The sequence below is a fragment of the Maribacter sp. 6B07 genome, from assembly GCF_002700155.1.
GTDB lineage: Bacteria > Bacteroidota > Bacteroidia > Flavobacteriales > Flavobacteriaceae > Maribacter > Maribacter dokdonensis.
This window is the reverse complement of sequence record NZ_PDUT01000004.1, coordinates 310,907-336,226: the sequence shown is the minus strand read 5'-3', so window position 1 is coordinate 336,226 and position 25,320 is coordinate 310,907. Positions and strand designations below refer to the sequence as shown.

The following is a 25,320-nucleotide window of genomic DNA, read 5'->3' as shown; positions in this document are numbered from 1 at the left end:
AAAATTAAACCTAATGGTATACATGCCAGTCATTTGGAGGGTCAACAATCTATAATGATTAGGTTAATTAATCATTATCACAAAACAGTTAGGTTAAGGTAATATTAAGCACTTTATAAATTTTTCTTTCATGCATTTAACATTTACCTTTGAAGCTTGTGAAATGGTAAGTAGTGATAACTTACGTACATAAAAAGAACGTACTTAATTATGGCAGGTAATAGCTTTGGAAATATATTTAGGGTAAGCACATTTGGAGAATCTCATGGTAGGGCAATTGGTGGAGTGATAGATGGTTGTCCTTCTGAAATTGAATTGGATTTTGAAGCCATACAAAAAGATTTAGATCGTCGTAAACCTGGGCAGTCTGCTATAGTTACCCAGCGTAAAGAGCCGGATGAAGTAGAATTTTATTCCGGTATTTTTGAAGGTAGGACCACAGGTACTCCAATTGGTTTTGCTATACATAATACCAACCAGAAGTCTAAGGATTATGGTCATATTAAAGATTCTTACAGACCGTCGCATGCAGATTATGTATATGATCAGAAGTATGGTTTTAGGGATTATCGAGGTGGAGGAAGAAGTTCTGCAAGGGAAACGGCTAGTAGGGTAGTGGCAGGAGCCATTGCAAAACAGTTTTTAAAAGGAATTGAGATACAAGCCTTTGTTTCACAAGTGGGTGATTTGGGCTTAGGTAAGCACTATACGGAATTAGATCTTTCTCTAACGGAATCCAATGTGGTGAGATGTCCTGATCCGGAAATGGCCGCTAGGATGGAAGAGTATATAAAATCCATTAAAAAGGAAGGTGATACCATAGGTGGAATAATTACCTGTGTCGCCAAAAATGTACCGATTGGTTTGGGTGAACCTGTATTTGATAAGTTACACGCTGAATTAGGCAAGGCAATGCTATCGATCAATGCTGTTAAAGGCTTTGAATATGGTAGTGGTTTTGAAGGTGTAAAGATGAAAGGTAGTGCACATAATGATCAATTTAATAGTGACGGATCTACAAAGACTAATTTCAGTGGTGGTATTCAAGGGGGGATAAGTAACGGAATGGATATTTACTTCAATGTTGCATTTAAACCAGTGGCTACAGTAATACAAGGCTATGAAACTATTGATAAAGAGGGTAATATGGTGAAAACACAGGGTAAGGGAAGACACGATCCATGTGTAGTGCCAAGAGCGGTACCCATTGTAGAAGCTATGACGGCATTGGTGTTAGCGGACTATACACTTATGAATAGAACGATTAAATTATAGGTTCGTTTTTAGCACTTTTCCTTGCAAAATACTATCTTACTTCCCTAAACTAAATTATATATGAGGAAGCTTGAGTTGCATTGGCAAATTCTATTGGGAATGTTGGCAGGGGTTTTATTTGCTTTAGCAATGGTTCAATTGGAATGGGGTCCAAAATTTATTTCAGATTGGATCAAACCATTTGGTAACATTTTTATCAACTCATTAAAATTAATTGCGGTACCACTTATTTTGGGCTCGTTAATAAAAGGAGTATCAGATTTAAAGGATATTTCTAAGCTTTCACAGATGGGAGGGCGCACAATAGCTATATACATTGCCACTACCATTATTGCCGTTACCATAGGTTTAGGAGTGGTAAATATTGTGAAACCTGGGGGCTCAATTACCGAACAGACAAGAACTGAACTGGTTGAAAACTACAAAGGTGATGCCGATGCCATAAAGTCTAAAGCGGAAAAGCAAAAAGAGGCGGGCCCGTTACAAGCTCTAGAAGATTTGGTGCCTAGTAATATATTTAATGCAGCTTCTGATAATGGAAACATGCTGCAAGTGATATTTTTTGCCATTTTCTTTGGTATAGGATTGATACTCATACCTGAAGAACAAGCAACACCTGTAAAAAAGTTCTTTGATGGTTTTAATGAAGTAATTCTAAAGCTTATAGATTTAATTATGCTGGCGGCACCATATGGTGTATTTGCTTTATTGGCTGCCTTAATCGTGGAATCTCCAAGTATGGACCTCTTTAAAGCCTTGGCGTGGTATGCTTTCTGTGTTGTTCTTGGGCTTACGCTAATGTTAGGTGTATATCTACTTTTGGTTTGGATTTTTACTAAAACTTCTCCAAGTAAGTTCATGAAAGGTATGTCACCGGCACAACTTCTAGCTTTTTCAACAAGTTCTAGTGCTGCTACGCTGCCGGTCACCATGGAAAGGGTAGAGGAGCATTTGGGGGTAGATGAAGAAGTAACAAGTTTTGTATTGCCAATTGGTGCAACTATAAATATGGATGGGACAAGTTTATACCAAGCTATTGCAGCGGTTTTTATTGCTCAAGCTTTTGGTATGGAGCTTAGTCTTTCCGCGCAATTGGGTATTATTGTAACGGCTACCCTTGCATCAATAGGAAGCGCTGCGGTACCGGGAGCTGGTATGGTAATGCTGGTTATTGTTCTTGCGCAAGCAGGAATACCTGAAGCTGGATTAGCGCTCATATTTGCTGTTGATAGACCATTGGATATGTGTAGAACGGTAATTAACGTCTCTGGTGACGCTTCCGTTTCTATGATGGTAGCGAAGTCAGTTGATAAATTGCACGAACCAAAGGTTAAGAATTGGGACGATAATTATAAAAAATAACTTTTTCAATCATTGTACTTGCGGTAGGCTGCGGTACTGAACATGAACAACCCGTAGCAAACCAAACCGGCAGCAACAAAACCTAATAAATATTTTCCATAAGCTTGATCTTGTATAAATGAAAAAGCTTCCGCAGTACCTTTGACTTGTTTAGAAGAGGCATTTAAATCAATTCCTGTTGACAGAAAAAAATAGGAAATAATACTGGTGACAATGCCTCTGGATAGTAAACCGGCATAACCCATTCTTTTAATATATTTTCGTGTGTTCAGTGATGTGACGGATTGTATGGCAAAGTTGTTAATGAAATTACCTTTATAGATTTTAACAAATTGATATACCGCTTTTATGCCAAGGGCACCTCCAGTGATAATAAAAATCAGGGAGCGGGTGGATGTATTTAATATAGGTTCTTTGCTATTTTCACCTGTACTATAAATAGAAAATAAACCGAACGCTTCGGCAATGGCAATTAAGCCTAGTGAGAAATAAATGATTCCGCTTATGGAAAAACTAATTCGTTTTACCAAACCTTTAAAATCGGTTCCAATGCCTTCAGGGTCGTTTACCCCTTGTATCAATCTCCAAATGCCATAGCAAATAAGTCCTACACCTAGTAAAACTACAATTACAGAGCCTAGGGTTTGTTGTTCCAAATAGCTAATAATTGAAATTTTTCCAGCTTTTCTTCCTCCCATATTAAATGCCGATAAGAAAGCTAGAATTCCTGTAATGGAAAATACGATGCCTTTGGAAATGTAACCGCTAAGGGCAATTTTTTTTATAGTACCGTTCATTATTGTTTGGATGAATAAGTTTTCCTAGGTATGTGTAGCAATTGGATATTTTGATTTAATTCTTTTTTGATTTCTCATTTAACTTATCGGCTCCATCGGCGGCATCCTTAAAATTTAAATCATCATCTGTAATATCCTTATAAGCCTGTATCCATGCATTTCTGAAAATTCGAGTAACTGTGGGCCAGATTTTTGTTTTGACGCTGTTAAGGTCTCCTTCAACCGGAATTTTAGTGGCGAGCGTATCTTGCTTATGATTTTTAAGAATGAATTTAAAAAAGCCAACAAAGCCTTCCCATAAGGTTTTCAAGAAGCCGTCATCTTTGCCAATTAGTTTGGCATTTTTTAAAATAGGTTTAAACGAACCCTTTAAATATCCATCGGCAATGGCAAGTTCTCCGAACAAATCAAATGAACCTTCGTCAAAATCAATTCCGGCGTAGTGGTTAGTAAAGTCGTTAAGAGCCGTTGCATTGGCATTTTCCAAACTAAAAGTAATATCCATATCCGGTATTTCTTTTACCAAATTCATATCACCTTCTAATACTACATTACCATTACCGATAGAAGTGGCAGTAGCCTTAATGTTAGATGGTAACGTTCTTGATTTTTCAACTACATTTCTTAAGTTGGTTGCGGAGAGTTCTACATGAGACAAGTGCAGATCTATGTTGGGGTCAGCTTGCAGCTGTAAAAATGCAAGTTTTCCATTTTTAACTGTAAATCGGTTAATATCAATAGGAACTAGGTCGGTTAACGCTTTTGTCCAATCTTCAGCATCAGCCTGTGTAGTGGAGTCTTGTTGGTCTTCAAAAATATATATGACCGTAGGTTTTCTCATTTCGATTTCACTAACGATCCTTCCGTGAAATAGGGCATTCCACTCAATGGAAATATCCGTTTCTTTAAAATCTAAAAACGGCACTTCCGTATTGCCGTTAACTGTATTGAGGTACATGCCGTGTATGGTGTAGGCACCCCGAATAATAGATAGATCAATGTCTTCAACTTGACCATAATATCCGGGAATGTCCGCAAGAACATTATTTACGTAATTTTTTACGATGTAGGGTAGGGAGAGCCGTATAGCAATTAGAAAAACTATTAGTGTGATAGGTATTACATATCTTTTTTTCTTATACCGTTTCCTATTTAAATCGCTCATTAAATTCAATGTTTATATCAATGTTGATAATATAAGTCATTGATAATAAATGTATGAGCTTAAATGTTAAATGGAGTAAAACTATACTTATTAGAATTAAAATTTAAAATTTAGGAGGGGAATTCAAGAGATTAGATGAATTTGCTTTTTAATTCTTCACTCGGAATCATACAATTATCTTTTTTACCATACCATTTGTATCTATTTCTGGCAATAAAATCGTATACGATATTTCTTAAAGCCTCGGGTAGCCACAGTAAAATGGAAGATATTGCCTTAAGTCCTTTTAAATGTTTTCCAATTTCAAGAGCTGCTGTGGATTTTGTGTAATAGGCGATATTGGGTTCTATAAGAATTATAGAGTCAACTTCTTGGGTGTCAATATTTCGTTCTGTTAATAGCTTTTTTCCTGTTTCACTTTGTAACGCGGCAAATTGGAATACATCGTTAACATCTCGCTTAATTACAAATTGCACACTATTGTTGCATAAGTTGCAAACGCCATCAAAGAGAATTATTTTTTTAGATTGTTCCACATTGTAAAGATACATTAGAGAAAGTGTACCTTATTAAATTTTATGATCTATTTAAGGAAATGAAAGTAAGTTTAAATAAGTCCGCTAAGAGGATAAAGCAAAAATTTTAAGTTCGATTATAAAGAAATTCAAGTTGGAGCGAGAATAGGGGTATGGTTTAAATAAAAAAACACTTACAAAAAATCATATACGATTTTTTGTAAGTGTTTGATTGTCAATTGAGATAAATTCTAATCAAACCATTATGGTCTAATTTGAATTCATCTTTTTTAGTAATGATCAGTTACAACTTTTCTTAGGGTAACTTGTGCGGTTTGCTCGTAGTCATCATGCCAGCCAAAGTAGTTTCCGGTTTTAAAATAATTTTGATAAGCATATCCATTACCAACATAATCATACATTAGGGTGTAATCAATAGAAATATCTTTTGCTTCACATTCTAATGCGTAGTAACACTTACCATCTTCTATTTTTAATTTAAAAGTAAATATTTCGTTATCAACGTCGGCTACATCTATCTTGTTGTCGTAAGTACTGGTCCATGGCTCGTTATCATTAGGTACGGTGTAGTAATCTAATTGAATGGTTCCGCTGTTCCATCTTATCTTAACGGTTGCTGGTGATCCCTCTAAACCTTCGGTTTCTTTTCCGTGAATCTGTGCAATTATAGTTCTACCGTTACCTTCAACAAAATCAACGTTTAAGGTAGTTTCCAATATATGCGTTCCCTCATCCATATACCAGTTATCATCCGTGCTTTGATTGCCTTGCCAGAATTCTCTTAATTCAGTTCTGCAATATTTATCGCCCAATTCAGAAGTACCAGAAGTGGTGAATCCTGTAAATCTCGTGAACATGGTATACGTGCCATCATCATTTTTATAAAAATACTCGGACTCCTCGTTAGTTAATTGCTCATTTACAATATCCTCGTAAAAAATAGAGGTGGCCTTGCCATCGCCATTGTCAATAGGAACAGATAAGTACCAATTTTCCCAAACAATGAGACTTTCTTCATTTTCAATTTCTGGTTCTTCTTCTGGTTCTTCCTCTTCATTCATCTCGGTCTCTTCTACTAAAACTTCGGTCGTTTCTTCTTGTTCAATAACCGTATTGTCAGATGAAGAACATGATAATACATTAAGAACAATGCCTAATGATAATAGACTACAAAAATGTTTTTTCATATCGTTTACTTAACTTTTGGGGGATTATATTGTTTTAATAGAACGTATATATCATTGAATTCTTATGAGTACCGAATAAGCTATTTTTTCTTTTCAACCATTTCTAATTGGTCAACACTGACATTGGTGGTGAAAATGCCATAATTAACAATTGCTTTCCCTTTTTCTAGAGAATCTATGCTCCCAACAGCTTTACCATCTTGCATACGTACCCGATCACCAACCTTAAAAACTGGTCTTGGTTTATTCCTTTCCTTAATAATCGCCTTTTTCTTCTCTACCTTCTTTTTCTCGCGAATTACCTTTACTTCTTTTTGTACTTCTTGTGCAACTTGAGCTTTTTTGGCTCTTTCCAATTTGGCCTGATGCGCCGTTTTCTTTTTTCTTTTACTGTTTTCTGTTTCTACAATTCGCAAAAGTTCAGAAACCAAAGGTCGTTTCTTATTATCTTGAAAATATTTGTCTGCAGCAACGTTTACCTTGTTCCCCAATTGGATCATTCGCTGATCATGATCGTAGAGCTCTTGATAGTTTTCAAGTTTAGATTTTATTTTTGCATTTAGTTTTTCCAAACGCTGACTTTCTTCTCTAGCCTTGTCTTCTTCCTCTTTTAATCTAGACCCTGTTTGCGCCATTTTATTGCGTTCTTTCTGCAATTTTGCAATGGTGGCATCAAACCTTACTTTACCTCGTTCAATTTTCTTTTTCGCCTTGTTGATCAATGAATAGGGGATACCATTTTTTTGGGCTACTTCAAAAGTAAATGAACTACCGGCTTGTCCTAAAATTAATTGAAAGGTAGGTTCCAATGTTTTGCCGTCAAAAAGCATATTGGCATTGGTTACGTGCGGTAATTCATTGGCAAGAGCCTTTAAATTGGCATAGTGTGTAGTTATGACTCCGTAAGACCCGCGTTCATAAAACACTTCTAAAAACGCTTCGGCAAGCGCACCGCCCAATTCAGGGTCACTACCTGTTCCAAATTCATCTATTAAAAACAGGGTGTTATCATCGCATCGCTTTAAAAACTGGTTCATGTTCTTTAAACGATAACTATATGTACTTAAGTGATTTTCAATACTTTGGTTGTCTCCTATATCAGTTAAAATCTTTTTAAAGAAGCAAACTTCACTTCTCTCGTGAACAGGTATCAACATTCCGCTTTGAAGCATTACTTGAAGCAAGCCAATGGTTTTTAAGGTAATACTCTTACCACCAGCATTGGGACCGGAAATAACAATGATCCTGTTTTCTTGATGAAGTTCTATAGTCTGTGGAAAAGTCTTTTCCCCTTTGCGCTTATTGTTTAAAAATAACAACGGATGATATGCTTCCCTCAGATACAACCTATTGTCTGCATTGATTTCAGGCATTAAAGCGTTGATATCTTCCGCGTACTTAGCTTTTGCTGCTATGACGTCTATTTGTGTTAGAAATTCTTGATATGCGCTTAAAAGAGCTCTAAATGGTCTAATTTGGGAAGTTAACAGCTTAAGGATACGCTGTACTTCTTCCTTCTCTTCAAATTCTAGGTTGTTTAGCTCTCTGCTGTACTTTAAGGCCGCTTCCGGTTCTATGTAAACTATACTTCCTGTCTTTGATGTACCCATGACGGCACCTTTGATTTTTTTACGGTACATGGCCTTGACCGCCAATACGCGTCTATTTTCTACGACCGATTCCCTTATTTCATCAAGGTAATCCGAGGCTTGGTAGGTGTTAAGGGCAGCACCAAAACTTTGGCTGATTTTTCCCCTTACGGCATTAATTTGTCGTCTTATGGCAAATAACTGATCGGAGGCATTGTCTTTAACCTCTCCAAATCGATCAATTACGCCATTGATTAGATTGGGTATTTCAGTATTGGGTTCAAGTTTAACGGCAAAATCATTTAATAATGGATAGTAATCCTTGAATTTTTTAAAAAATTTTTGATGTTGTGCAACCGTTAAGCAAATACTGGCTATACGTTTAAAACCTTGGAGTTCTAAAGTAGTGTTTTCAATTTTCAATAGCTTTAGATCGGCATTGATACTATCAAAACCATGATTTGGAATACGATTTTCACTTACTAATGAAGATAGGTATTCAGCAGTTTTGCCCAGTTCAACTTTGATGACCTCTTCCGTAATGAAAGGGGCAATTTGTAAAGCGGTTTCTTTACCTAGTTCAGTATGGCACCTAAGGGATACTTGTTGTAATACCGATGGAAATTCTAGGTCTTGTAATGTTTTGGAATGTATGTTGGCCACGTTATCTTAATAATAAGTGGCAAAGGTACACATTGACAATGAAATCTAATAGATGGAGCAATTATGGGTTGATCCGATGAAATGTGTTCTGGGGCTAATTAATGGAATTATGTTTAGTATTTAATTGTTATGACATGAGTTGACTTGTGATAATCATAATATTACATTTGAAAAAGATGAATGATCTATTGAATACCTTACAAAATAAACTAGTTCCAAGTTGGCGACATCAACTTGAGAATGAATTTGAAAAGCCTTATTTTAAAGATCTTATGCAATTTGTGGACAATGAGTATAGTGAGCACACTTGTTACCCCGGTAAAAATGACATCTTTGCGGCATTTGATTATTGTGATTTTAAAGATGTAAAAGTTGTAATTATAGGGCAGGATCCCTATCATGGTCCTAATCAAGCTAATGGATTATGTTTTTCGGTAAAGGATGGTGTAAAACATCCACCATCATTAGTGAATATATTTAAGGAACTGGAAAATGATATAGGCAAAACATACCCGAAGAGTGGAAATCTTGAAGATTGGGCTAAACAGGGTGTTTTATTATTAAATGCTACGCTTACCGTAAGGGAACATGAAGCCGGAAGTCATCAGAAAAAGGGGTGGGAAACATTTACCGATGCTGTTATAAGATCGCTTTCAGAAAACAGAGAGCAATTGATTTTTCTATTATGGGGTGGCTTTGCCAAAAAAAAAGCGAAACTGATCAATGCAAAGAAGCATTCGATTTTAACATCGGGTCATCCATCGCCATTAAGTGCTAATCGTGGGTACTGGTTTGGTAATGGACATTTTTCTGCCAGTAATAAAATTTTGAATGATTTAGGCAATAAAATGATAACGTGGTAAGTTAGATAATAAATAAATGCTTTAAATTTAGTAGGTATCAAAAGGTACACCACTCAATCAAACAAACTAAAACTACTTAAATGAATAACTTAGACAGGCTGAATACCATTTTACTGGTCGATGATGATGATGCAAGCAACTTCTTGCATTCTATTTTTATCAATAAGCTGGATATGGACGTCAATATTAATTCTGCATTAAACGGTCAAGAAGCTTTAGATTTTATTCTAGGTAAAGGTCAAGAGCAGTTAGAATTACCTTGTATGGTCATGTTAGACCTTAGAATGCCGGTGATGGACGGTTGGCAGTTTATGAAAGCTTATGAGGATATGGTTCCTAAAAAGCTTAAAGATCAAATAACCATTGTTCTAGTTACAATTAGTGATAATAAAGACGATAAAGAGAGAGCTAATACAAACAAATATGTTGCCGATTATGCGCAAAAGCCTTTGTCAGATGATACGTTCAAAGCATTAATTCAAAAGCATTTTAGTTTAGCGACAATCTAAAACTATTTTAAAATATCTGTTACGGGAATTGAATCTTCTATAAGATTTAGTTCCCGTAATGTGTTTTGTACATGGGTCAAAGTCTCTGCGGATAGCTGTTTTTGACTCCAATCGGTTATTTGCAACCACTCTTGAATATCTTCCAATTGTTGATGATACCTATTTGCTAGCGTAGTATCTATTTTAGGTATTTGTTTAAATTCTCTAGTATAGGTATTGATTATCTCAAGTATATGATCTAGAATTCCGCTATTTTCTTCAAGAAAGGTGTTGGTACCTACAAGAACAAAACATGGCCATGGTGTAGGGCAATTTCCTAAATGTCTAAAAGTACCTTTATCTACCAATGGCTTTGTGGTAAAACGCTCCCACATAAAATAATCGGCATCACCAGAAGCTAAACCATTAATTGCACCTTCAAGATTGTTTATAATGTTGAATTTTAGATTATGGGTGTCCCATCCCATTTGCTTAGCTTGAACGTAAGCCATTAAATGGCTGCCACTACCAAAGCGACTAATGGCTGCAGTGGTGTTTTCTAACTCATTTAATGATTGGAACGAACTTTTGGCATCTACGTGTATACCCCAAAGCAGGGGAGATGCAATATATTCTTGAATAATTTTTACGGGGTTACCTTCGGTGATGCTCTTAACAATACCTTCTGTCAAAATGATTGCCAGATCTGTTTCGCCATCTTTTAGCATTTGGCTCATTTTACCTGTTCCTTCAGGTATATCTGTCCATTCAAGTTGAATACCACGCTCCTCAAAAGCACCTTCTTCAATGGCTAGATGCCAAGGAAGGTTAAAATGTTCTGGAACTCCAATTATCTTAACAGTTTTCATTCAATTTACTTTTTAGATAGTCATAGATGGCGTATTGTGATCGTATTGGGGCGTCACCATCTGCCATATCAACTTTTTTGTTGGTGTTGTTTACATCAAGTATACGTGCTTTTTGATTGTCATCTAGCTGCAATGACAGAATATGCTTCAATTCGTTAAAGATGTCCTCGTCTAAAATAGGTGTTAATACCTCAATTCTTCTATCAAGGTTACGGGTCATCCAATCAGCTGAGCCAATGTACATTAGTTCGTCTCCGCCATTTTCAAATAAATAGATACGCCCATGTTCCAAATACCGATCTACAATACTAGTAATGTACACGTTATCTTTCATGCCGTCACTAGGGTTTTCGTTAGATGTTAAATAGCAACAGAACCCTCTTACGATCAATCTAACATGGACACCTGCATTAGCAGCTCTGTACAGAGCCTTGATCATGTTAGAATCTTCAAGGCTGTTCATTTTCGCAGTAATACCAGCCTTCTTTCCGTTCAATGCCGCCGTAATCTCATTTTGAATAAGGTTCATAAACGTAATTCTGGTTGTAAACGGCGAAACCATTAAACGCTTCAATTTAGGTACGATCAATTTACGTTCCAGCACCTGAAACACCTGGCTTAAATCTTTGGTTATTTTCTTATGAGCGGTAAATAAACCGTGATCACAATAAATTTTGGAAGTTTTGGCATTAAAATTACCAGTGCCAATATAGGCGTAACGCTTTTCGATTTCGCCCTCCGTTCTATATACCATGGCAATTTTTGAATGCACCTTTACTTGTGGTATGCTGAAAATTACTTTAGCGCCTTTCTCATCAAAAATACGTCCCCATTTAATGTTATTGGCTTCATCGAACCTTGCTTGTGCCTCTACGAATAAAGTGACCTCTTTATTATTATCCAATGCGGTCAATATGGCATCTGCTAGAGATGATGACTTGGCAATACGGTAAATGGTCATTTTTATAGCTTTTACCTGTGGGTCTGTGGCTGCTGCTGTCAAAAAATCTTCAACCACCTTAAAATCTTGGTACGGAAAATGTACCAATTGGTCTTTTGTGGCAATACTATTAAATATATCCGTTGTAAATGATAATTCTGGGTGAGGCAATGCCGGTTTCTCTTGGTATTGTAAATGTGCTGTTCCTTCCGGAGCGGGAAAAGAGAAAAAATCGGATAAATTATGGTAAGTGCCACCTGGTGAAAGATCAACGTCTCCTAGTTTAAAATCACGTTTCAATGAATCTATGAGCCAATTTGGCATTGACTCATCATAAAGTAATCTGGTTGCCTGACCGGATAGGCGTTTGTCCAAAGAATTGTAAATTTTCTCAACAAGTTCTACATCAGAGTAATCGTCATCCAAATATAATTCCGCATCTCTAGATAGTTTAATAGAATAACAACCAAGGACCTCTTTTGACGGAAGTAATTTATCAATGTTAAGCCTTATGGCATCATCTATATAGCAAAATTGATGACCATCTCCTGGAATAGGAATAAAGCGTTCTTGTCCATCTGTTGGTATTTTAACAAGGCTATATTCATCTCCCGGGTGTGCTACTACTAAATAAAGCGCACCATCGGTTAAAAATGCATTTTCCTCATGAATCTCACATGCATCTTTTATGTCATTCAAAAACAGCTCTTCTAGAAATTGCTTCTGGTTTTCACTAATGTTTTTGGAATTCTTAATGAATATGTCATGTTCTTCCAATTGAGCTAGGGTAGATGCTATGACTTTGCCAAATTGTACTTGTTGTTCGTTTACGGTTTGTAAAATATGCTGTAAGGTAGAATTTGCCTTGAACATTAATTTTTTACGAAACTTTTTATCAAGATTTTTAATTTGACGAAGCTGAGAGACACGAACCTTAAAATACTCATCTAGATTAGATGAGAATATCGCCAAAAACTTTAATCGCTCTAACAACGGTGTGTCATCACTTTTAGCTTCAAGTAGAACACGCTCGTTAAAATAGAGCCAATTAATATCCCTATGCTTTAAATTGTCTTTTTTCATTGTAAGATTTGCGTAAAAATAAGTAGTACAATTTTAAGATTATTGTAAATCTATGTTAAGCCAATCTTTCCAAACAGAACTCAATAAGTTTATCTACCGAAGCGGTTGGGGTAGTAGAGAACTCCCCGGTTGACCTGTTCGCTAAAATACAATTTAGTGATACGGCCTCGTGACCTAGTAGCTGTGAAAGGGCATAAATACCCGAAGTTTCCATCTCAAGGTTGGTCAATTGAAGATCATTATAGGAAAAAGATGATAGTTTCTCCATTAATTCCATTTGACTTGGCTTAATTCTTAATTGTCGCTGTTGAGGACCGTAGAACCCTGTATTTGTTGCTGTGAAGCCTAATCGTATACGATTATCCGTAAACAGTTCTCCTAGTTTTTTTGAGTAGGATAGCACGTATGGCCTTGCTTTGGTCTTATGCCAGGAGGTGTGTGCTATGAATGATTCTTCTATTTCTGGATAATTGATGTTACTGTGCTCATAGAAATGCAAGAGCCCATCAAAACCAATAGCATATTCACTTATTAAAAACGAATCAATGGGTATGTTGGGTTGTATGGCGCCACTGGTCCCTATTCTAATAATATTTAAAGAAGTGTGCTCTTTTTTTAATGTTCTTGTCTTAAAATCAATGTTAACCAATGCATCCAACTCGTTTAAGACAATATCAATATTATCCGTACCTATGCCGGTAGAAATAACAGAAATTCGTTTGCCGTTCAAATGCCCGGTATGGGTATGGAATTCACGCTTTCCTTTTCTGACCTCAATGGTATCAAAAAAACGGGAAACCTGACCAACCCTATCTGGGTCGCCAACGGTGATAACTGTGGTTGCAATATCTTCTGGTAATAAATTCAGATGATAAATACTGCCATCTTCATTGATGACAAGCTCAGCAGGCTTTAGTTGCATGCTATAATTTTAAGATTCGGTTCGTAGTGGTGTTATAAAGGAAATTGTACTTTAAAGCACCTCCTAAATACACATCGTTGTCTTGAATACAAGAATAATAGCTTGTTTTGCCTTCTAGGATTTCCTTTCCTTTTTTGGAAATACGGACAGGGTTTAAGCTGGTGATCAAAGGTTTTAATCGTGTTATGGCACGATCATATTGAGTATTGGAAAAACCAAGATTTCCCTGATTTTTAAGCAGCACATCCATGTATTCTGTTTTGGACTTTGGCTTTTTGTCAATGGCCAATTTTAAAATGGTATTCTCCATATCATTAAGTCCGTTATTAATGCTTGGAAAACGTTTTAAGTGGGATTTTACGGCATCACCTAAATAATCAAACTGATAATCCTTAAAGTCGGTCAGGTTCTCTAACCGTATAGGGTTATTGCTACAGTAAAGCTGCCAAACATAATCGGCATATTCGGTATCATCTTGTGTTAATACCTTTTTGTTTTTGTAAAGACCCAATAATTGTTCGTCAGATAGCTCATTAAGGCTATACATCTTATCGGATTCATCTTCTTTACCACTACATACCAAAGATATTTGGGCATATTTTCTATGGGTGAGAAGCCAGCTAATGACCGCTAGCATATTCACTTGACAAAAAAGATCATATTCGAACCAAAGTACGATATGATCTTGTTGTTTATGACTACAGAGCGATCTGTATTCTTTAAGTGTCTTTTCTATAAACCACGATTTTGAAACTTTATAATTTTTATGGAGAAACTCAAAACGTGCTTTCCAAAATGTTTCCGTACCTACGTTAGGCAGTGTTTGGCCTTCACAAAGCATTTCGCGCCATGTAATGACGTCACCGTCTAAATTTAATTTCTGAAGGCGTTCGGTAAAAACATCTCCATTGGTAATGTGTAAGAGAGAACTCATACCAGGTTTGATTTAGTTAGAATGATTAAAAATAATACTTATAACAACGTTATAAAATTATTTAACAGAAAACAAATGATAGTTTTAAAGACTGAAATAATGTTAAATTAACCGCCTACACGCTTCACTGCAAAGCCTTTATCTTTAAGTATTGACATGATTTTATCGCGATAATCTCCTTGAATTATAATTTTATCGTCTTTAAAACTGCCACCAACACTCAATTTCGTCTTTAGTTCTTTGGCTAATTTCTTAAAATCTTCGTCTGCACCGGTATAACCTTCCAATATTGTAATGGGTTTACCTTTGCGTTTTTCGTACTTACAGATTATTGGGTCGTCTTGAAGCCAAATAGGGTTGTCCGCCTTATTTTCTACCTCGTTTTCTTCGGGTTCGTGGTCTGGAAAAAGATTTTTTAACTGGTCTTTTAAATCCATGGTTATTATTTTTTGATTAACCCTAACTCAATTAATCTTTCATGTAAAAATTCTCCAGCGGTAATATCTTGATATAGTTTAGGATGCTCATTATCAATACAGTTCTCCAAACAGTTTAACGGCATTTCGCTAACAGGATGCATAAAGAACGGAACAGAATATCTAGAAGTGCCCCAAAGTTCCTTAGGAGGGTTAACCACCTGATGGATTGTGGAAAGCAATTTATTATTTGTTAATCGTGACAGCATATCGCCAACGTTGATCATTAACTCATCTGGTTTTGCAATGGCATCTACCCATTCGCCTTCGTGGTTTTGCACTTGTAAACCTTTACCATGTGCACCCATTAAAAGGGTAATCAAATTTATATCGCCATGTGCAGCAGCTCTAACGGCATTCTTTGGCTCTGTCTTAATAGGAGGGTAGTGGATTGGACGTAAAATTGAATTTCCGTTTTTGATGAAGTTATCAAAATAAAACTCATCTAAGTTTAAGTGAAGGGCCAATGCACGTAAAACGTATTTTGCCGTTTTTTCCAACATTTTATACGTTTCCTTACCTACTTTGTTAAACTCAGGTAATTCTTTTACAATGACATTTGCAGGATATTCCTTTTCTAACTTATCATTATCCTCAACATACTGTCCAAAATGCCAAAACTCTTTTAAATCACCTTCTTTTCTACCTTTGGCATGTTCTTTACCAAAAGAAGTATAACCACGTTGCCCGCCTATGCCTTCAATTTGGTACCCGTCTTTTACATCATCAGGTAAATCAAAAAAAGCTTTTATCTCTGCATAAAGCGAATCTACCAGCTCATCGGACAGGAAATGTCCGCCCAACGCAACAAAGCCAATCTCTTCAAAGGCTTTTCCAATTTCATTTATAAATTTCTGTTTTCTTTTTGGATCTTCCGAAAGAAAGTCAGTCAAGTCTACACTAGGTACCAAACTCATATTTTAAAGATTTTACGTAAAATTAATAATTATTGCTGATTTAATAGCGTTGTTATAATCGATACTTGCTATATCCATTTTTGTTACATTTATAGTTTAATAGTCTAAATTGACCTTATCAATGAATTACACCGATTTTAAAGTAACGGAAGACGTTAAGTTAAAACTTTATAAATCAATGCTTAAACCTCGTATGGTAGAGGAGAAAATGTTGATATTACTGAGACAGGGCAAAATTTCCAAATGGTTTAGCGGTATTGGTCAAGAGGCTATTTCTGTTGGGGTAACTACGGCTTTAAAGGAAGATGAATATATATTGCCCATGCATAGAAACTTAGGAGTTTTTACAACCAGGGAAATTCCATTATATAGATTATTTGCGCAATGGCAAGGTAAAGCTAGCGGATTTACACAGGGTAGGGACCGTAGCTTTCATTTTGGCACGCAAGATTTCAAGATTATCGGTATGATCTCTCATTTGGGTCCGCAGTTAGGTGTTGCAGATGGTATTGCTTTGGCTCATAAACTCAAAAAGGAGAAAAAAGTAACTGCTGTATTCACAGGGGAAGGGGCAACAAGTGAAGGAGATTTTCATGAAGCGTTAAATGTCGCTGCTGTTTGGGAACTTCCTGTACTTTTTTGTGTTGAAAACAATGGGTATGGATTGTCTACTCCCACAAACGAGCAGTTTAAGTGTGATAATATTGCCGATAAAGGTGTGGGTTATGGTATGGAATCGCATATTATTGATGGGAACAATATTTTAGAAGTTTATTTTAAAGTTGCTCATTTGGTAAGGGATATGCGTATAAATCCAAGACCAATTTTGTTGGAATTTAAGACGTTTCGCATGCGCGGACATGAAGAGGCCAGTGGAACAAAATATGTGCCTCAAGAGCTTCTAGATACCTGGGCGGCTAAAGATCCGTTAGAAAATTTTACGACTTATTTAATCGGCGAAAATTTGTTGACCCCAGAAAGTATAGCGGCTTACAAAACTGAAATACAGGTAGAGATTGATGAGCATTTGAGAATTGCTTTTGCTGAGGATACTATTAAACCTAATGAAACTATAGAGTTAGGTGATGTATATCAAAAATTTGATTATAAAGAAGTTAGACCTAGTAAATTTATCACAAAAATCCGTTTGGTAGATGCCATATCAGAAGGTTTGAGACAGGCTATGAAAAAGTTTGATAACCTAGTGATAATGGGACAAGATGTCGCTGAATACGGTGGGGTATTTAAAATTACCGACGGGTTCGTTAACGATTTTGGTAAAGAGAGAGTACGCAATACACCTATTTGCGAATCGGCAATTGTTTCGGCTTCTATGGGTTTGTCCATAAACGGTATGAAGGCGGTTATGGAAATGCAATTTGCGGATTTTGCCAGTAGCGGATTTAATCCTATTGTAAATTATTTGGCAAAGAGCTATTACAGATGGGGAGAAAACGCAGATGTAGTTATACGAATGCCCTGTGGTGGTGGGGTAGCGGCAGGTCCTTTTCACTCCCAGACCAATGAAGCATGGTTTACCAAAACACCCGGTTTAAAAGTTGTGTACCCCGCGTTTCCATATGATGCAAAAGGATTGCTTGCTACGTCAATTGAAGATCCAAATCCGGTATTGTTTTTTGAACATAAAGGGTTGTACAGAAGTGTATACCAAGAAGTACCTGTTGATTACTATACCCTTCCCTTGGGGGAAGCCAGTCTTTTAAGGCAGGGAGATCAAATAACTATTATTACCTATGGTGCAGGAGTGCACTGGGCATTGGAAACTTTAGATGATCATACGGAAATTAGGGCAGATGTATTGGATTTAAGAACCTTGCAACCCCTGGATACAAAAGCTATTTATGATTCGGTTATAAGAACAGGAAAAGTTATAATACTACAGGAAGATAGCCTTTTCGGCGGAATTGCAAGCGATATTTCTGCAATGGTCATGGAGAATTGTTTTGAGTACCTGGATGGTCCAATAAAAAGAGTTGGTAGCTTAGAAACGCCAATACCTTTTAATGCCGAACTGGAAGCACAGTATCTTGCAAAATCTAGGTTTGAAAAAGATTTGCTAGAGCTCATAGCTTATTAAAGGAAACAGGTCAACAAAAATGTTAAAAGAGGTAATAAGTATGATTGTTTAAGAGCATCTTTGCAGTGTCAATTGGTCGAAAATATAAAAAGTTTCCGTCCAAATAATGACAAACGACGTATATAGATCAAACCTAAATAATTTACTTATGAAAAAAATGATTTTGCTTTTTAGTGTGGTACTCTTAATATCCTCATGCTCAATTTCGAAGGATGCTAGGGGCAAGCGCAACCTACTAAGCGGTACTTGGACCTTGAACAATGTTTCTTTTGAGGGTAATACGGGCAATGTTAAGGCTGTTTTGTTCAATGATGTTGAAGATATTTGTTTAGAGGGCAGCGAATGGTTCTTTAGAGATAATAACAGCACTGGTAGATATACCATAGACCAATCCACTTTTTGTACAGGGGGCGATCGTTATATTAGATGGTCTGTTGTAGAACGTGAAGAAAATTATACAAGCCAACTACAGTTCAAATTCATTAACGAGAAAAACCAAGATATTTCCGGAGGTGCGGGTTACCGTTTAAATATTGAAAACCTTACGGAGTATGCAATGACCCTAAAGTCTAACGTTATGGTAGAAGGATCACCTGTGAACGTAGTTTATGAATTCAGTAAAAAATAATTACCTACTTATAAATTAAATAAAGTATATGAAAACAATGATATTACGCAAAACTAGTTACATAATCGCTCTTGCCATGGTAATGAGCTGTAGTACAGTAAAAAATGCAAATAAAACCCAAAAAGGTGCGGTAATAGGCGCAACGGGTGGAGCCGTAATCGGTGGTGTTTTAGGAAATAACGTAGGTAGTGGAAATAATACCGCTCTGGGTGCAATTTTAGGTGCTGCCATAGGTGGCGCTGCCGGTGGATACATAGGAAATAGAATGGACCGCCAAGCTGAACGTATAGAAGAGGAAATTCCAGGAGCAGAAGTGAAAAGAGTAGGTGAAGGTATCAATGTTACGTTTAACGAAGATGCCGGAGTTTATTTTGACACCAATAAATCAAATGTACAAGGTACATCTGCAACTACATTGAACAAATTGGTTGGTATTTTCAAAGAATACCCAAAATCAAATATTTTAGTAGAGGGTCATACCGATAGTGCAGGTGCAGAAGAGTATAACCTTAATCTTTCTAAGCAAAGAGCGGAGTCGGTAACCAATTATTTAATAAGCCAAGGGATAGACGCTAGTCGATTCGATACCAAATGGTATGGAGAAACACAGCCAGTTGGTGATAACAGTACCGCTGCGGGAAAAGCAAAGAACAGACGTGTGGAGTTGGCAATTGTTGCCAGTGAGTCTCTAAAACAAGAAGCTAAAACCCAGACGAACTAAGATTTTCAAGTTTGGTATTGAGTTAAAAATAAAAGCCCTGCATTTGCAGGGCTTTTTTGTTTTTGGTGTAACTTCCATGCAATGAAGGAGCATAGCATACTGATAATTGGAGGTGGTCTAGCGGGACTTTGCGCAGCGGTTCATTTGGCTATGGAAGGATTGGATGTTGCCGTATTGGAGAAACAGACTTATCCACATCATAAAGTATGCGGTGAATATGTGTCTAAAGAAGTTGAGCCATATTTACAACGTTTGGGTATAGACTTAAGAGCTAAAGGGGCTATAGAAATTACCCGGTTTAGTATGAGTGCCATTGATGGTTATAATATAGAAACCGAACTGCCTTTGGGAGGATTTGGTATTAGTAGATATGCATTTGATAATTACCTATATCTACGGGCAAAAGAACTTGGGGTCATTTTTTATTTTGAAAAAGTAATTTCTACGGCGTTTAAAGATGATCAATTTACCGTGGTAACAAATGTACAGAACTATACGGCAAAAATAGTCATTGGCGCATATGGTAAGCGTTCTGTACTAGATAAGAAACTCGATAGAAACTTCAGTAGAAAGAAGTATTCTTGGTTAGCGGTAAAGGCACATTATAAGGTTTCTGATTTTCCAAAGGGTATAGTAGCATTACACAATTTTAAAGGAGGTTATGGTGGCTTGTCCCAAACGGAAACAGGAGCAATAAATTTCTGTTATTTAGCACACTACAACAGTTTTAAAGCTTGTAAAGATGTGGATAGCTACACACAGGAAATTGTTGGAAAAAATCCGTCTTTGAGAAAATTTCTAGAAAATTCCGAACCTGTTTTTGATAATCCCATGACCATAGCACAAATATCCTTTGATAAAAAAGATAGTGTAGTAGATCATATGCTTATGTGTGGAGATACTGCGGGACTTATACATCCACTCTGTGGAAATGGTATGGCTATGGCAATACACAGTGCTAAAATTGCTTCAGAATTGATTGTTCAATTTTACGGTCAAGGTAAATATAGTCGTGTTGCTTTAGAGCAAGATTACCGGAAAGCTTGGTCTAAAAATTTTGGTAGAAGATTATGGTTTGGCAGAATATTACAAGGCATATTATTAAATGAAAAATGGGTTTCAATAGGCTTAAAAACCATTGGAAGATCAAAAACAGTATTAAGATACATTATTTCAAAAACACATGGTAAGCCTATAGTTTAATGATAGATTTTAAGCATAGAAGTGAAGAAGTGGAGATTATGGATACCTACAAAGGTACCATCTCCGAGCTTGAGTTAATATTAAATGATATTAATAAGGTAAATAATTTGCTAGGTGGTTACCGTATTACTTTAAATGCTGTTTTTGAATTACTTAGGTTTAAAAAGAAAGAATCGTATACGATTTTAGATATGGGTTGTTCCGATGGAACCATGCTGAAAAAGCTTGCGTCTGCAGCCAGAAAGAAGAATATGGACCTTAAATTAATAGGAATAGACTTAAATGCAAAAGCATTGGAGTTGGCAAAGCGGAATACAATAGATTATCCAGAAATTAGCTATATACAGGCTGATATTCTTTTACACGATTTCTCCGATTTAAAAATAGATATTGTGATGTCTACATTGACCCTTCACCACTTTACGGATGATGGTGTTTTAAAGTTTGTAAATCGGTTTGTACAATTAGCTTCAATTGGGGTGGTCATCAATGATTTGGAGCGTAGTCCGGTTGCCTATTACTTGTTTAAAATATTTAGTTGGTTTTTTATAAAAACTGAAATTGGCAAAAAAGATGGCTTATTATCTATTCGAAGAGCAATTAAAATAAATGAATTGCGACAAATAGCTCATAGGGTTTCTAATGTAACGCATCACATACAATGGAAATGGGCATTTAGATATGTATGGGTTTTAAAAAAGAAGTAGTAGATTGAAGATTAAGAAAGCTATGAATTACACAAGAATTGTATCTGTCACCAAAGAATTACCACCGTATTATAGAAATACCGAGGATATTATTCCCCTTGTTGAATATTGGTTAAGTGGGCAAGAGCAACGGTTTACCAGAAAAGTGGTTAAAATATTTGAAGGCGCTGCGGTAGATAAACGTTATTCAATTATGCCACCGGAAGATGTGTTTCAAACAACTTCTTTTGAAGATAAGAACAAGATTTATAGCAGAGAGGCCAAACGTATGGGGGGTAATGTTTTAAAGAAAGCCTTGGGCAAAAGTAATTGGGCGGCTTCATCAATAGATTACATTATTACGGTTAGTTGTACAGGTATAATGATTCCATCGTTAGATGCATATTTGATCAATGAATTGGGTATGCGACAAGATGTAGTTAGACTTCCCGTAACAGAAATGGGTTGTGCAGCTGGCGTTTCCGGGCTCATATATGCACACAATTTTTTGAAATCCAATCCGGGTAAGCGCATTGCCTTGGTATCGGTAGAAAGTCCCACCGCAACCTTTCAGCTTCAAGACTATTCCATGGCAAATATGGTCAGTGCGGCAATTTTTGGTGATGGGGCGGCATGTGTGTTATTATCATCCGAAGAAAATGCAATTGGACCTAAAATAATTGGAGAGGAAATGTACCATTTTCATAATGCTACCCAAATGATGGGGTTTGACCTTACCAACCACGGATTGAAAATGATACTTGATCCCGCAGTACCCGAAACCATTGCTGATCATTTTGCAGAAATAGTACATCCTTTTTTAGGAAAGTACGGTAGTTCCATTCAGAAAGTAGACCACTTGGTATTTCATCCTGGTGGAAGAAAAATTGTGCAGACCGTAGAAGCTTTATTTGGCGCTTTAGGGAAAAACATTGATGACACTAGAGAGGTATTGCGTCTTTATGGAAATATGAGCAGTGCTACGGTGCTCTACGTTTTAGAGCGCTTCATGGATAAGAAAATTCCGGAAGGAGAGCAAGGGCTCATTCTAAGTTTTGGACCAGGATTTTCGGCACAACGGGTATTAATAGAATGGTAGTATATTTTAAATATGGAAAATAGGTATTGGGCATTAATTTTAGGCGGTAGTAGCGGGTTAGGGTTGGCAACGGCAAAGAAATTGGCTTCCCATGGCTACCACATCATCATAATTCATAGGGATAGACGGGCAGATATGGATATCATCGAAGAACATTTCAATGAAATTGAAGCATTAGGCAATCAATTACTGGCAATGAATGTAGATGCCTTAAATGCTGAGAAAAGAAAAGGAATTATTGATGATTTAAGGCAGAAGTTGCCTTTTGGGCATAAGATTAAGGTAATGGTACATAGCGTGGCAAAAGGCACATTAAAGCCTATGTACTCCAAAACAGCACCTACTTTAACAGATGTGGATTTTAGAATAACTTTTGACGCAATGGCATTAAGCTTGTTCGATTGGACAAAAGCCTTAGAAATAGCAGCGTTGTTTGCTGATGATACTAGGGTAATATCGTTTACCAGTGAAGGTAATACCAAAGCCTTACCTAATTATAGTGCTGTTTCAGTGGCTAAGGTGGCGTTAGAGGCATTGACAAGAAGTATTGCACTGGAGTTCGCTTCCGTAGGTATAAAGGCAAATTGTATACAAGCGGGTATTACAATGACCAAATCATTATCAATGATTCCCGGTTTTGAACAAATTAAAGAAAATGCCCTGAGTAGAAACCCTAATAATCGTTTAACCACTCCAGAAGACATTGCCAATGCAGTGTATTTACTTACCACTGATGAGGCAAAATGGATAACGGGTACCGTAATCAAGGTAGATGGAGGTGAAAGTTTATTATAAATGTAAAACCTATGAAAAAATCATATTCTTATATTTTGGACCAATTGCCTTATGCACATCCTTTTTTATTTGTAGATGAAATTTTAAATGCACATGATACTGGTATTGATGGCTCATATACGTTTAAGGCTGATGCTGATTTTTATAGTGGTCATTTTAAGAATAACCCTGTAACGCCTGGAGTCATATTAACGGAGTGTTGTGCCCAAATTGGTTTGGTGTGTTTGGGCGTATATTTAATGGGGAAAGATGAGGCAGAGAAAGCGGTTGGTATAAGTATGAGCAGTTCGGAAATGGATTTTTTATTACCTGTTTTTCCTGGAGAACGGGTAAAAGTAATTTCAGAACTGAAGTATTTTAGATTCCAGAAATTAAAGTGCCATGTAAAAATGTATAATGAACAAGATAAACTGGTCTGTAAAGGTATATTGGCAGGCATGATGAGATAGCTAATGGGTAGACGTGTTGTAATTACCGGTTTAGGAGTTTGTGCGCCAAATGGTGTAGGTCTTACTGATTTTACCCAGGCATTATTGGATGGTAAAAGTGGCATTAGGCATCAACCAAATTTAGAGAAGCTTGGCTTTGGTTGTCAAGTAGCGGGAGAGCCCTTGGTGAAAGATAATTTGATCAATTCTTATTTTACTCCATTAGAAAGAAGGGGGCTAAATGCTTCGGGAATTGTGTATGGTGTAATTGCAGGTGTGGATGCTTGGAATGATGCGGGACTTGTTAAGAATACGACAAATGAGCCTAGTTGGGATCGTGGAATTGTTTTTGGAACAGGTATCCTAGGGGTAGATAAATTTAGGGAAGCCATTCACTTAATAGATGATGGTAATGTGAGAAGATTGGGTAGTACTTCGGTTATTCAAACCATGGCAAGTGGAATTAGTGCTTATTTAGGGGGTATGTTAGGGTGTGGAAATCAAGTGACCACCAATTCTGCAGCTTGTACTACGGGAATAGAAGGTATAATTATGGCTTATGATAGAATAAGTCAAGGAAAGGCGGAAATTATGCTCACAGGTAGTTGTAGTGACAGCGGACCTTATGTATGGGGAGGTTTTGATGCCATGCGTATATTGCCTAGGGGATATAATAATGACCCGGCAAAGGCGAGCCGGCCAATGAGTGCAACTGCAAGCGGATTTATACCGGGTAGCGGGGCAGGAGCTTTGGTATTAGAATCTTTAGAAAGTGCGCAAGAACGTGGTGCACACATATATGCCGAAGTTTTAGGTGGGGAAATTAATAGTGGAGGGCAAGTAGGCGAAGGTTCTATGACAGCACCCAATAGCTTGGCGGTACAACGCTGTATTAAGAATGCTGTAGTCAATGCCGGTATAGAAGCATCGGATATAGATGTTGTTAACGGGCATTTGACGGCTACCTCAAAAGACAGCTTGGAAATTGAGAATTGGAGCGTGGCCTTAAATAGAAAAGGGGCGGATTTTCCTTTTATTAATTCTTTTAAAGGTGCAGTAGGTCATTGTTTGGCAGCTGCAGGTAGTATGGAATGTGTGGCAGCTATTCTTCAATTTAAAGAACAAGTTGTTTTTAAAAATATCAATTGTGAAGATGTTCACCCTGAAATAACTGAACTGATTGCAGATTCATGTATCCCAAGAAAGACGTTAGAACATGCACCTAGTATAATAGCCAAAGCCAGTTTTGGATTTGGAGATGTCAATGCCTGTGTAATTTTTAAAGCGTTTACTAAATGACCCTATAAGTTTATACCGAATAGTATTAAAAATTGAATAGTAGTATGCAAAAGGAAGAAAAGTATCAAAAATTAAAAAATATTATCAAAGTCTACCTTCCCGAAGACGTAGCGTTTTCTGATATTTCAGAAGATAGCCATTTGATGAACGACTTAAATATCAACTCTGCCAACTTGGTAGATATTGTGTTGGATGTGGAGGATGCTTTTGATATCCGGTTAGAGAACGAGGATATGGAAAACATGCAGACCGTTAATGATGCCGTTGCTATTATAGATGCAAAATTAAATACATAAT

General features: G+C 36.7%; 25 protein-coding genes. 14 read left to right on the top strand and 11 right to left on the bottom strand.

All coding sequences use genetic code 11. The features are described 5' to 3' along the window. Positions 1 to 210: 210 nt before the first annotated feature. Complete coding sequence (gene aroC / locus CSC80_RS15620; protein ID WP_099192992.1) at positions 211 to 1,275, top strand: chorismate synthase; 1,065 nt, start codon at positions 211 to 213, stop codon at positions 1,273 to 1,275. 60 nt (positions 1,276 to 1,335) lie between these two features. Next, positions 1,336 to 2,637, top strand: coding sequence for a dicarboxylate/amino acid:cation symporter (locus tag CSC80_RS15615; RefSeq protein ID WP_099192991.1), 1,302 nt, complete (start codon positions 1,336 to 1,338; stop codon positions 2,635 to 2,637). Between the two features lie 5 nt (positions 2,638 to 2,642). On the opposite strand, the gene CSC80_RS15610 is transcribed toward CSC80_RS15615, so the two are convergent. The 5 genes from CSC80_RS15610 to CSC80_RS15590 all read right to left on the bottom strand — a co-directional run bounded on the left by CSC80_RS15610 (position 2,643) and on the right by CSC80_RS15590 (position 8,574). Then, positions 2,643 to 3,434, bottom strand: a complete 792-nt coding sequence (locus CSC80_RS15610) for a DUF1206 domain-containing protein (protein WP_099192990.1) — start codon at positions 3,432 to 3,434, stop codon at positions 2,643 to 2,645. 55 nt (positions 3,435 to 3,489) lie between these two features. After that, positions 3,490 to 4,599, bottom strand: a complete 1,110-nt coding sequence (locus tag CSC80_RS15605) for a DUF748 domain-containing protein (RefSeq protein ID WP_099192989.1) — start codon at positions 4,597 to 4,599, stop codon at positions 3,490 to 3,492. Positions 4,600 to 4,730: 131 nt separating this feature from the next. Beyond that, entirely contained in the window at positions 4,731 to 5,150 is a 420-nt protein-coding gene (locus CSC80_RS15600; protein ID WP_071342353.1) for a DUF393 domain-containing protein, read from the bottom strand. Between the two features lie 254 nt (positions 5,151 to 5,404). Then, entirely contained in the window at positions 5,405 to 6,322 is a 918-nt protein-coding gene (locus tag CSC80_RS15595) for a polysaccharide lyase family 7 protein (protein ID WP_099192988.1), read from the bottom strand. Positions 6,323 to 6,402: 80 nt separating this feature from the next. Continuing rightward, complete coding sequence (locus CSC80_RS15590) at positions 6,403 to 8,574, bottom strand: DNA mismatch repair protein MutS (RefSeq protein ID WP_099192987.1); 2,172 nt, start codon at positions 8,572 to 8,574, stop codon at positions 6,403 to 6,405. A 176-nt stretch (positions 8,575 to 8,750) separates the two neighbouring features. Between CSC80_RS15590 and ung the strand changes: the two genes are divergently transcribed. Together ung and CSC80_RS15580 are read left to right on the top strand one after the other, a co-directional pair. Further along, entirely contained in the window at positions 8,751 to 9,437 is a 687-nt protein-coding gene (ung, locus tag CSC80_RS15585; protein ID WP_099192986.1) for a uracil-DNA glycosylase, read from the top strand. An 80-nt stretch (positions 9,438 to 9,517) separates the two neighbouring features. Beyond that, entirely contained in the window at positions 9,518 to 9,946 is a 429-nt protein-coding gene (locus CSC80_RS15580; protein WP_058102886.1) for a response regulator, read from the top strand. Positions 9,947 to 9,948: 2 nt separating this feature from the next. Here the strand turns inward: CSC80_RS15580 and CSC80_RS15575 are convergent, their stop codons facing one another. The 6 genes from CSC80_RS15575 to CSC80_RS15550 all read right to left on the bottom strand — a co-directional run bounded on the left by CSC80_RS15575 (position 9,949) and on the right by CSC80_RS15550 (position 16,066). Then, positions 9,949 to 10,794 (bottom strand): substrate-binding domain-containing protein, encoded by an 846-nt coding sequence (locus CSC80_RS15575; RefSeq protein WP_099192985.1) that lies wholly within the window; start codon positions 10,792 to 10,794, stop codon positions 9,949 to 9,951. Then, positions 10,781 to 12,817 (bottom strand): polyphosphate kinase 1, encoded by a 2,037-nt coding sequence (gene ppk1 / locus CSC80_RS15570; protein ID WP_099192984.1) that lies wholly within the window; start codon positions 12,815 to 12,817, stop codon positions 10,781 to 10,783. The genes CSC80_RS15575 and ppk1 overlap by 14 nt, the downstream gene beginning before the upstream one ends. A gap of 55 nt (positions 12,818 to 12,872) precedes the next feature. Continuing rightward, entirely contained in the window at positions 12,873 to 13,739 is an 867-nt protein-coding gene (locus tag CSC80_RS15565) for a nucleoside phosphorylase (protein ID WP_099192983.1), read from the bottom strand. 1 nt (position 13,740) lies between these two features. Then, a complete protein-coding gene (locus CSC80_RS15560; RefSeq protein ID WP_058102882.1) occupies positions 13,741 to 14,673 on the bottom strand; it encodes a DUF1835 domain-containing protein in 933 nt (310 codons plus the stop codon). A gap of 107 nt (positions 14,674 to 14,780) precedes the next feature. Next, positions 14,781 to 15,110, bottom strand: coding sequence for a translation initiation factor (locus CSC80_RS15555; RefSeq protein WP_091603903.1), 330 nt, complete (start codon positions 15,108 to 15,110; stop codon positions 14,781 to 14,783). 5 nt (positions 15,111 to 15,115) lie between these two features. Further along, the gene (locus tag CSC80_RS15550) at positions 15,116 to 16,066 is read right to left on the bottom strand and encodes a 2-oxoglutarate and iron-dependent oxygenase domain-containing protein (protein ID WP_099192982.1); all 951 of its coding nucleotides are present in this window, start codon (positions 16,064 to 16,066) and stop codon (positions 15,116 to 15,118) included. A 121-nt stretch (positions 16,067 to 16,187) separates the two neighbouring features. Between CSC80_RS15550 and CSC80_RS15545 the strand changes: the two genes are divergently transcribed. The 10 genes from CSC80_RS15545 (at position 16,188) to CSC80_RS15500 (ending at position 25,319) form a co-directional block, all read left to right on the top strand. Continuing rightward, positions 16,188 to 18,164 (top strand): alpha-ketoacid dehydrogenase subunit alpha/beta, encoded by a 1,977-nt coding sequence (locus CSC80_RS15545; protein ID WP_058102879.1) that lies wholly within the window; start codon positions 16,188 to 16,190, stop codon positions 18,162 to 18,164. 148 nt (positions 18,165 to 18,312) lie between these two features. After that, complete coding sequence (locus tag CSC80_RS15540; RefSeq protein ID WP_058102878.1) at positions 18,313 to 18,792, top strand: lipocalin family protein; 480 nt, start codon at positions 18,313 to 18,315, stop codon at positions 18,790 to 18,792. A 28-nt stretch (positions 18,793 to 18,820) separates the two neighbouring features. After that, complete coding sequence (locus tag CSC80_RS15535; protein ID WP_058102877.1) at positions 18,821 to 19,513, top strand: OmpA family protein; 693 nt, start codon at positions 18,821 to 18,823, stop codon at positions 19,511 to 19,513. An 81-nt stretch (positions 19,514 to 19,594) separates the two neighbouring features. Further along, a complete protein-coding gene (locus tag CSC80_RS15530) occupies positions 19,595 to 20,716 on the top strand; it encodes an NAD(P)/FAD-dependent oxidoreductase (RefSeq protein ID WP_099192981.1) in 1,122 nt (373 codons plus the stop codon). After that, the gene (locus tag CSC80_RS15525; protein WP_099192980.1) at positions 20,716 to 21,423 is read left to right on the top strand and encodes a methyltransferase domain-containing protein; all 708 of its coding nucleotides are present in this window, start codon (positions 20,716 to 20,718) and stop codon (positions 21,421 to 21,423) included. Before CSC80_RS15530 ends, CSC80_RS15525 begins: the two co-directional genes overlap by 1 nt. 22 nt (positions 21,424 to 21,445) lie before the next feature. Continuing rightward, positions 21,446 to 22,501, top strand: a complete 1,056-nt coding sequence (locus CSC80_RS15520) for a 3-oxoacyl-[acyl-carrier-protein] synthase III C-terminal domain-containing protein (RefSeq protein ID WP_099192979.1) — start codon at positions 21,446 to 21,448, stop codon at positions 22,499 to 22,501. A gap of 12 nt (positions 22,502 to 22,513) precedes the next feature. Beyond that, positions 22,514 to 23,296 carry an SDR family oxidoreductase gene (locus tag CSC80_RS15515; RefSeq protein ID WP_099192978.1) on the top strand — a complete coding sequence of 261 codons (783 nt, stop codon included), beginning with the start codon at positions 22,514 to 22,516 and terminating at the stop codon, positions 23,294 to 23,296. Between the two features lie 11 nt (positions 23,297 to 23,307). Further along, a complete protein-coding gene (locus tag CSC80_RS15510) occupies positions 23,308 to 23,745 on the top strand; it encodes a FabA/FabZ family ACP-dehydratase (protein WP_099192977.1) in 438 nt (145 codons plus the stop codon). Positions 23,746 to 23,748: 3 nt separating this feature from the next. Further along, positions 23,749 to 25,023, top strand: coding sequence for a beta-ketoacyl-[acyl-carrier-protein] synthase family protein (locus tag CSC80_RS15505; protein WP_099192976.1), 1,275 nt, complete (start codon positions 23,749 to 23,751; stop codon positions 25,021 to 25,023). Positions 25,024 to 25,067: 44 nt separating this feature from the next. Next, complete coding sequence (locus CSC80_RS15500) at positions 25,068 to 25,319, top strand: phosphopantetheine-binding protein (RefSeq protein ID WP_058102870.1); 252 nt, start codon at positions 25,068 to 25,070, stop codon at positions 25,317 to 25,319. The last annotated feature ends 1 nt before the right edge of the window (position 25,320 follow it).

Excerpts from the sequence above, each read along its gene's own strand:
- aroC (WP_099192992.1), top strand. The coding sequence starts at position 211 with ATGGCAGGTAATAGCTTTGGAAATATATTTAGGGTAAGCACATTTGGA.
- CSC80_RS15615 (WP_099192991.1), top strand. The coding sequence starts at position 1,336 with ATGAGGAAGCTTGAGTTGCATTGGCAAATTCTATTGGGAATGTTGGCA.
- CSC80_RS15610 (WP_099192990.1), bottom strand. The coding sequence starts at position 3,434 with ATGAACGGTACTATAAAAAAAATTGCCCTTAGCGGTTACATTTCCAAA.
- CSC80_RS15605 (WP_099192989.1), bottom strand. The coding sequence starts at position 4,599 with ATGAGCGATTTAAATAGGAAACGGTATAAGAAAAAAAGATATGTAATA.
- CSC80_RS15600 (WP_071342353.1), bottom strand. The coding sequence starts at position 5,150 with ATGTATCTTTACAATGTGGAACAATCTAAAAAAATAATTCTCTTTGAT.
- CSC80_RS15595 (WP_099192988.1), bottom strand. The coding sequence starts at position 6,322 with ATGAAAAAACATTTTTGTAGTCTATTATCATTAGGCATTGTTCTTAAT.
- ung (WP_099192986.1), top strand. The coding sequence starts at position 8,751 with ATGAATGATCTATTGAATACCTTACAAAATAAACTAGTTCCAAGTTGG.
- CSC80_RS15580 (WP_058102886.1), top strand. The coding sequence starts at position 9,518 with ATGAATAACTTAGACAGGCTGAATACCATTTTACTGGTCGATGATGAT.
- CSC80_RS15575 (WP_099192985.1), bottom strand. The coding sequence starts at position 10,794 with ATGAAAACTGTTAAGATAATTGGAGTTCCAGAACATTTTAACCTTCCT.
- ppk1 (WP_099192984.1), bottom strand. The coding sequence starts at position 12,817 with ATGAAAAAAGACAATTTAAAGCATAGGGATATTAATTGGCTCTATTTT.
- CSC80_RS15565 (WP_099192983.1), bottom strand. The coding sequence starts at position 13,739 with ATGCAACTAAAGCCTGCTGAGCTTGTCATCAATGAAGATGGCAGTATT.
- CSC80_RS15560 (WP_058102882.1), bottom strand. The coding sequence starts at position 14,673 with ATGAGTTCTCTCTTACACATTACCAATGGAGATGTTTTTACCGAACGC.
- CSC80_RS15555 (WP_091603903.1), bottom strand. The coding sequence starts at position 15,110 with ATGGATTTAAAAGACCAGTTAAAAAATCTTTTTCCAGACCACGAACCC.
- CSC80_RS15550 (WP_099192982.1), bottom strand. The coding sequence starts at position 16,066 with ATGAGTTTGGTACCTAGTGTAGACTTGACTGACTTTCTTTCGGAAGAT.
- CSC80_RS15545 (WP_058102879.1), top strand. The coding sequence starts at position 16,188 with ATGAATTACACCGATTTTAAAGTAACGGAAGACGTTAAGTTAAAACTT.
- CSC80_RS15540 (WP_058102878.1), top strand. The coding sequence starts at position 18,313 with ATGAAAAAAATGATTTTGCTTTTTAGTGTGGTACTCTTAATATCCTCA.
- CSC80_RS15535 (WP_058102877.1), top strand. The coding sequence starts at position 18,821 with ATGAAAACAATGATATTACGCAAAACTAGTTACATAATCGCTCTTGCC.
- CSC80_RS15530 (WP_099192981.1), top strand. The coding sequence starts at position 19,595 with ATGAAGGAGCATAGCATACTGATAATTGGAGGTGGTCTAGCGGGACTT.
- CSC80_RS15525 (WP_099192980.1), top strand. The coding sequence starts at position 20,716 with ATGATAGATTTTAAGCATAGAAGTGAAGAAGTGGAGATTATGGATACC.
- CSC80_RS15520 (WP_099192979.1), top strand. The coding sequence starts at position 21,446 with ATGAATTACACAAGAATTGTATCTGTCACCAAAGAATTACCACCGTAT.
- CSC80_RS15515 (WP_099192978.1), top strand. The coding sequence starts at position 22,514 with ATGGAAAATAGGTATTGGGCATTAATTTTAGGCGGTAGTAGCGGGTTA.
- CSC80_RS15510 (WP_099192977.1), top strand. The coding sequence starts at position 23,308 with ATGAAAAAATCATATTCTTATATTTTGGACCAATTGCCTTATGCACAT.
- CSC80_RS15505 (WP_099192976.1), top strand. The coding sequence starts at position 23,749 with ATGGGTAGACGTGTTGTAATTACCGGTTTAGGAGTTTGTGCGCCAAAT.
- CSC80_RS15500 (WP_058102870.1), top strand. The coding sequence starts at position 25,068 with ATGCAAAAGGAAGAAAAGTATCAAAAATTAAAAAATATTATCAAAGTC.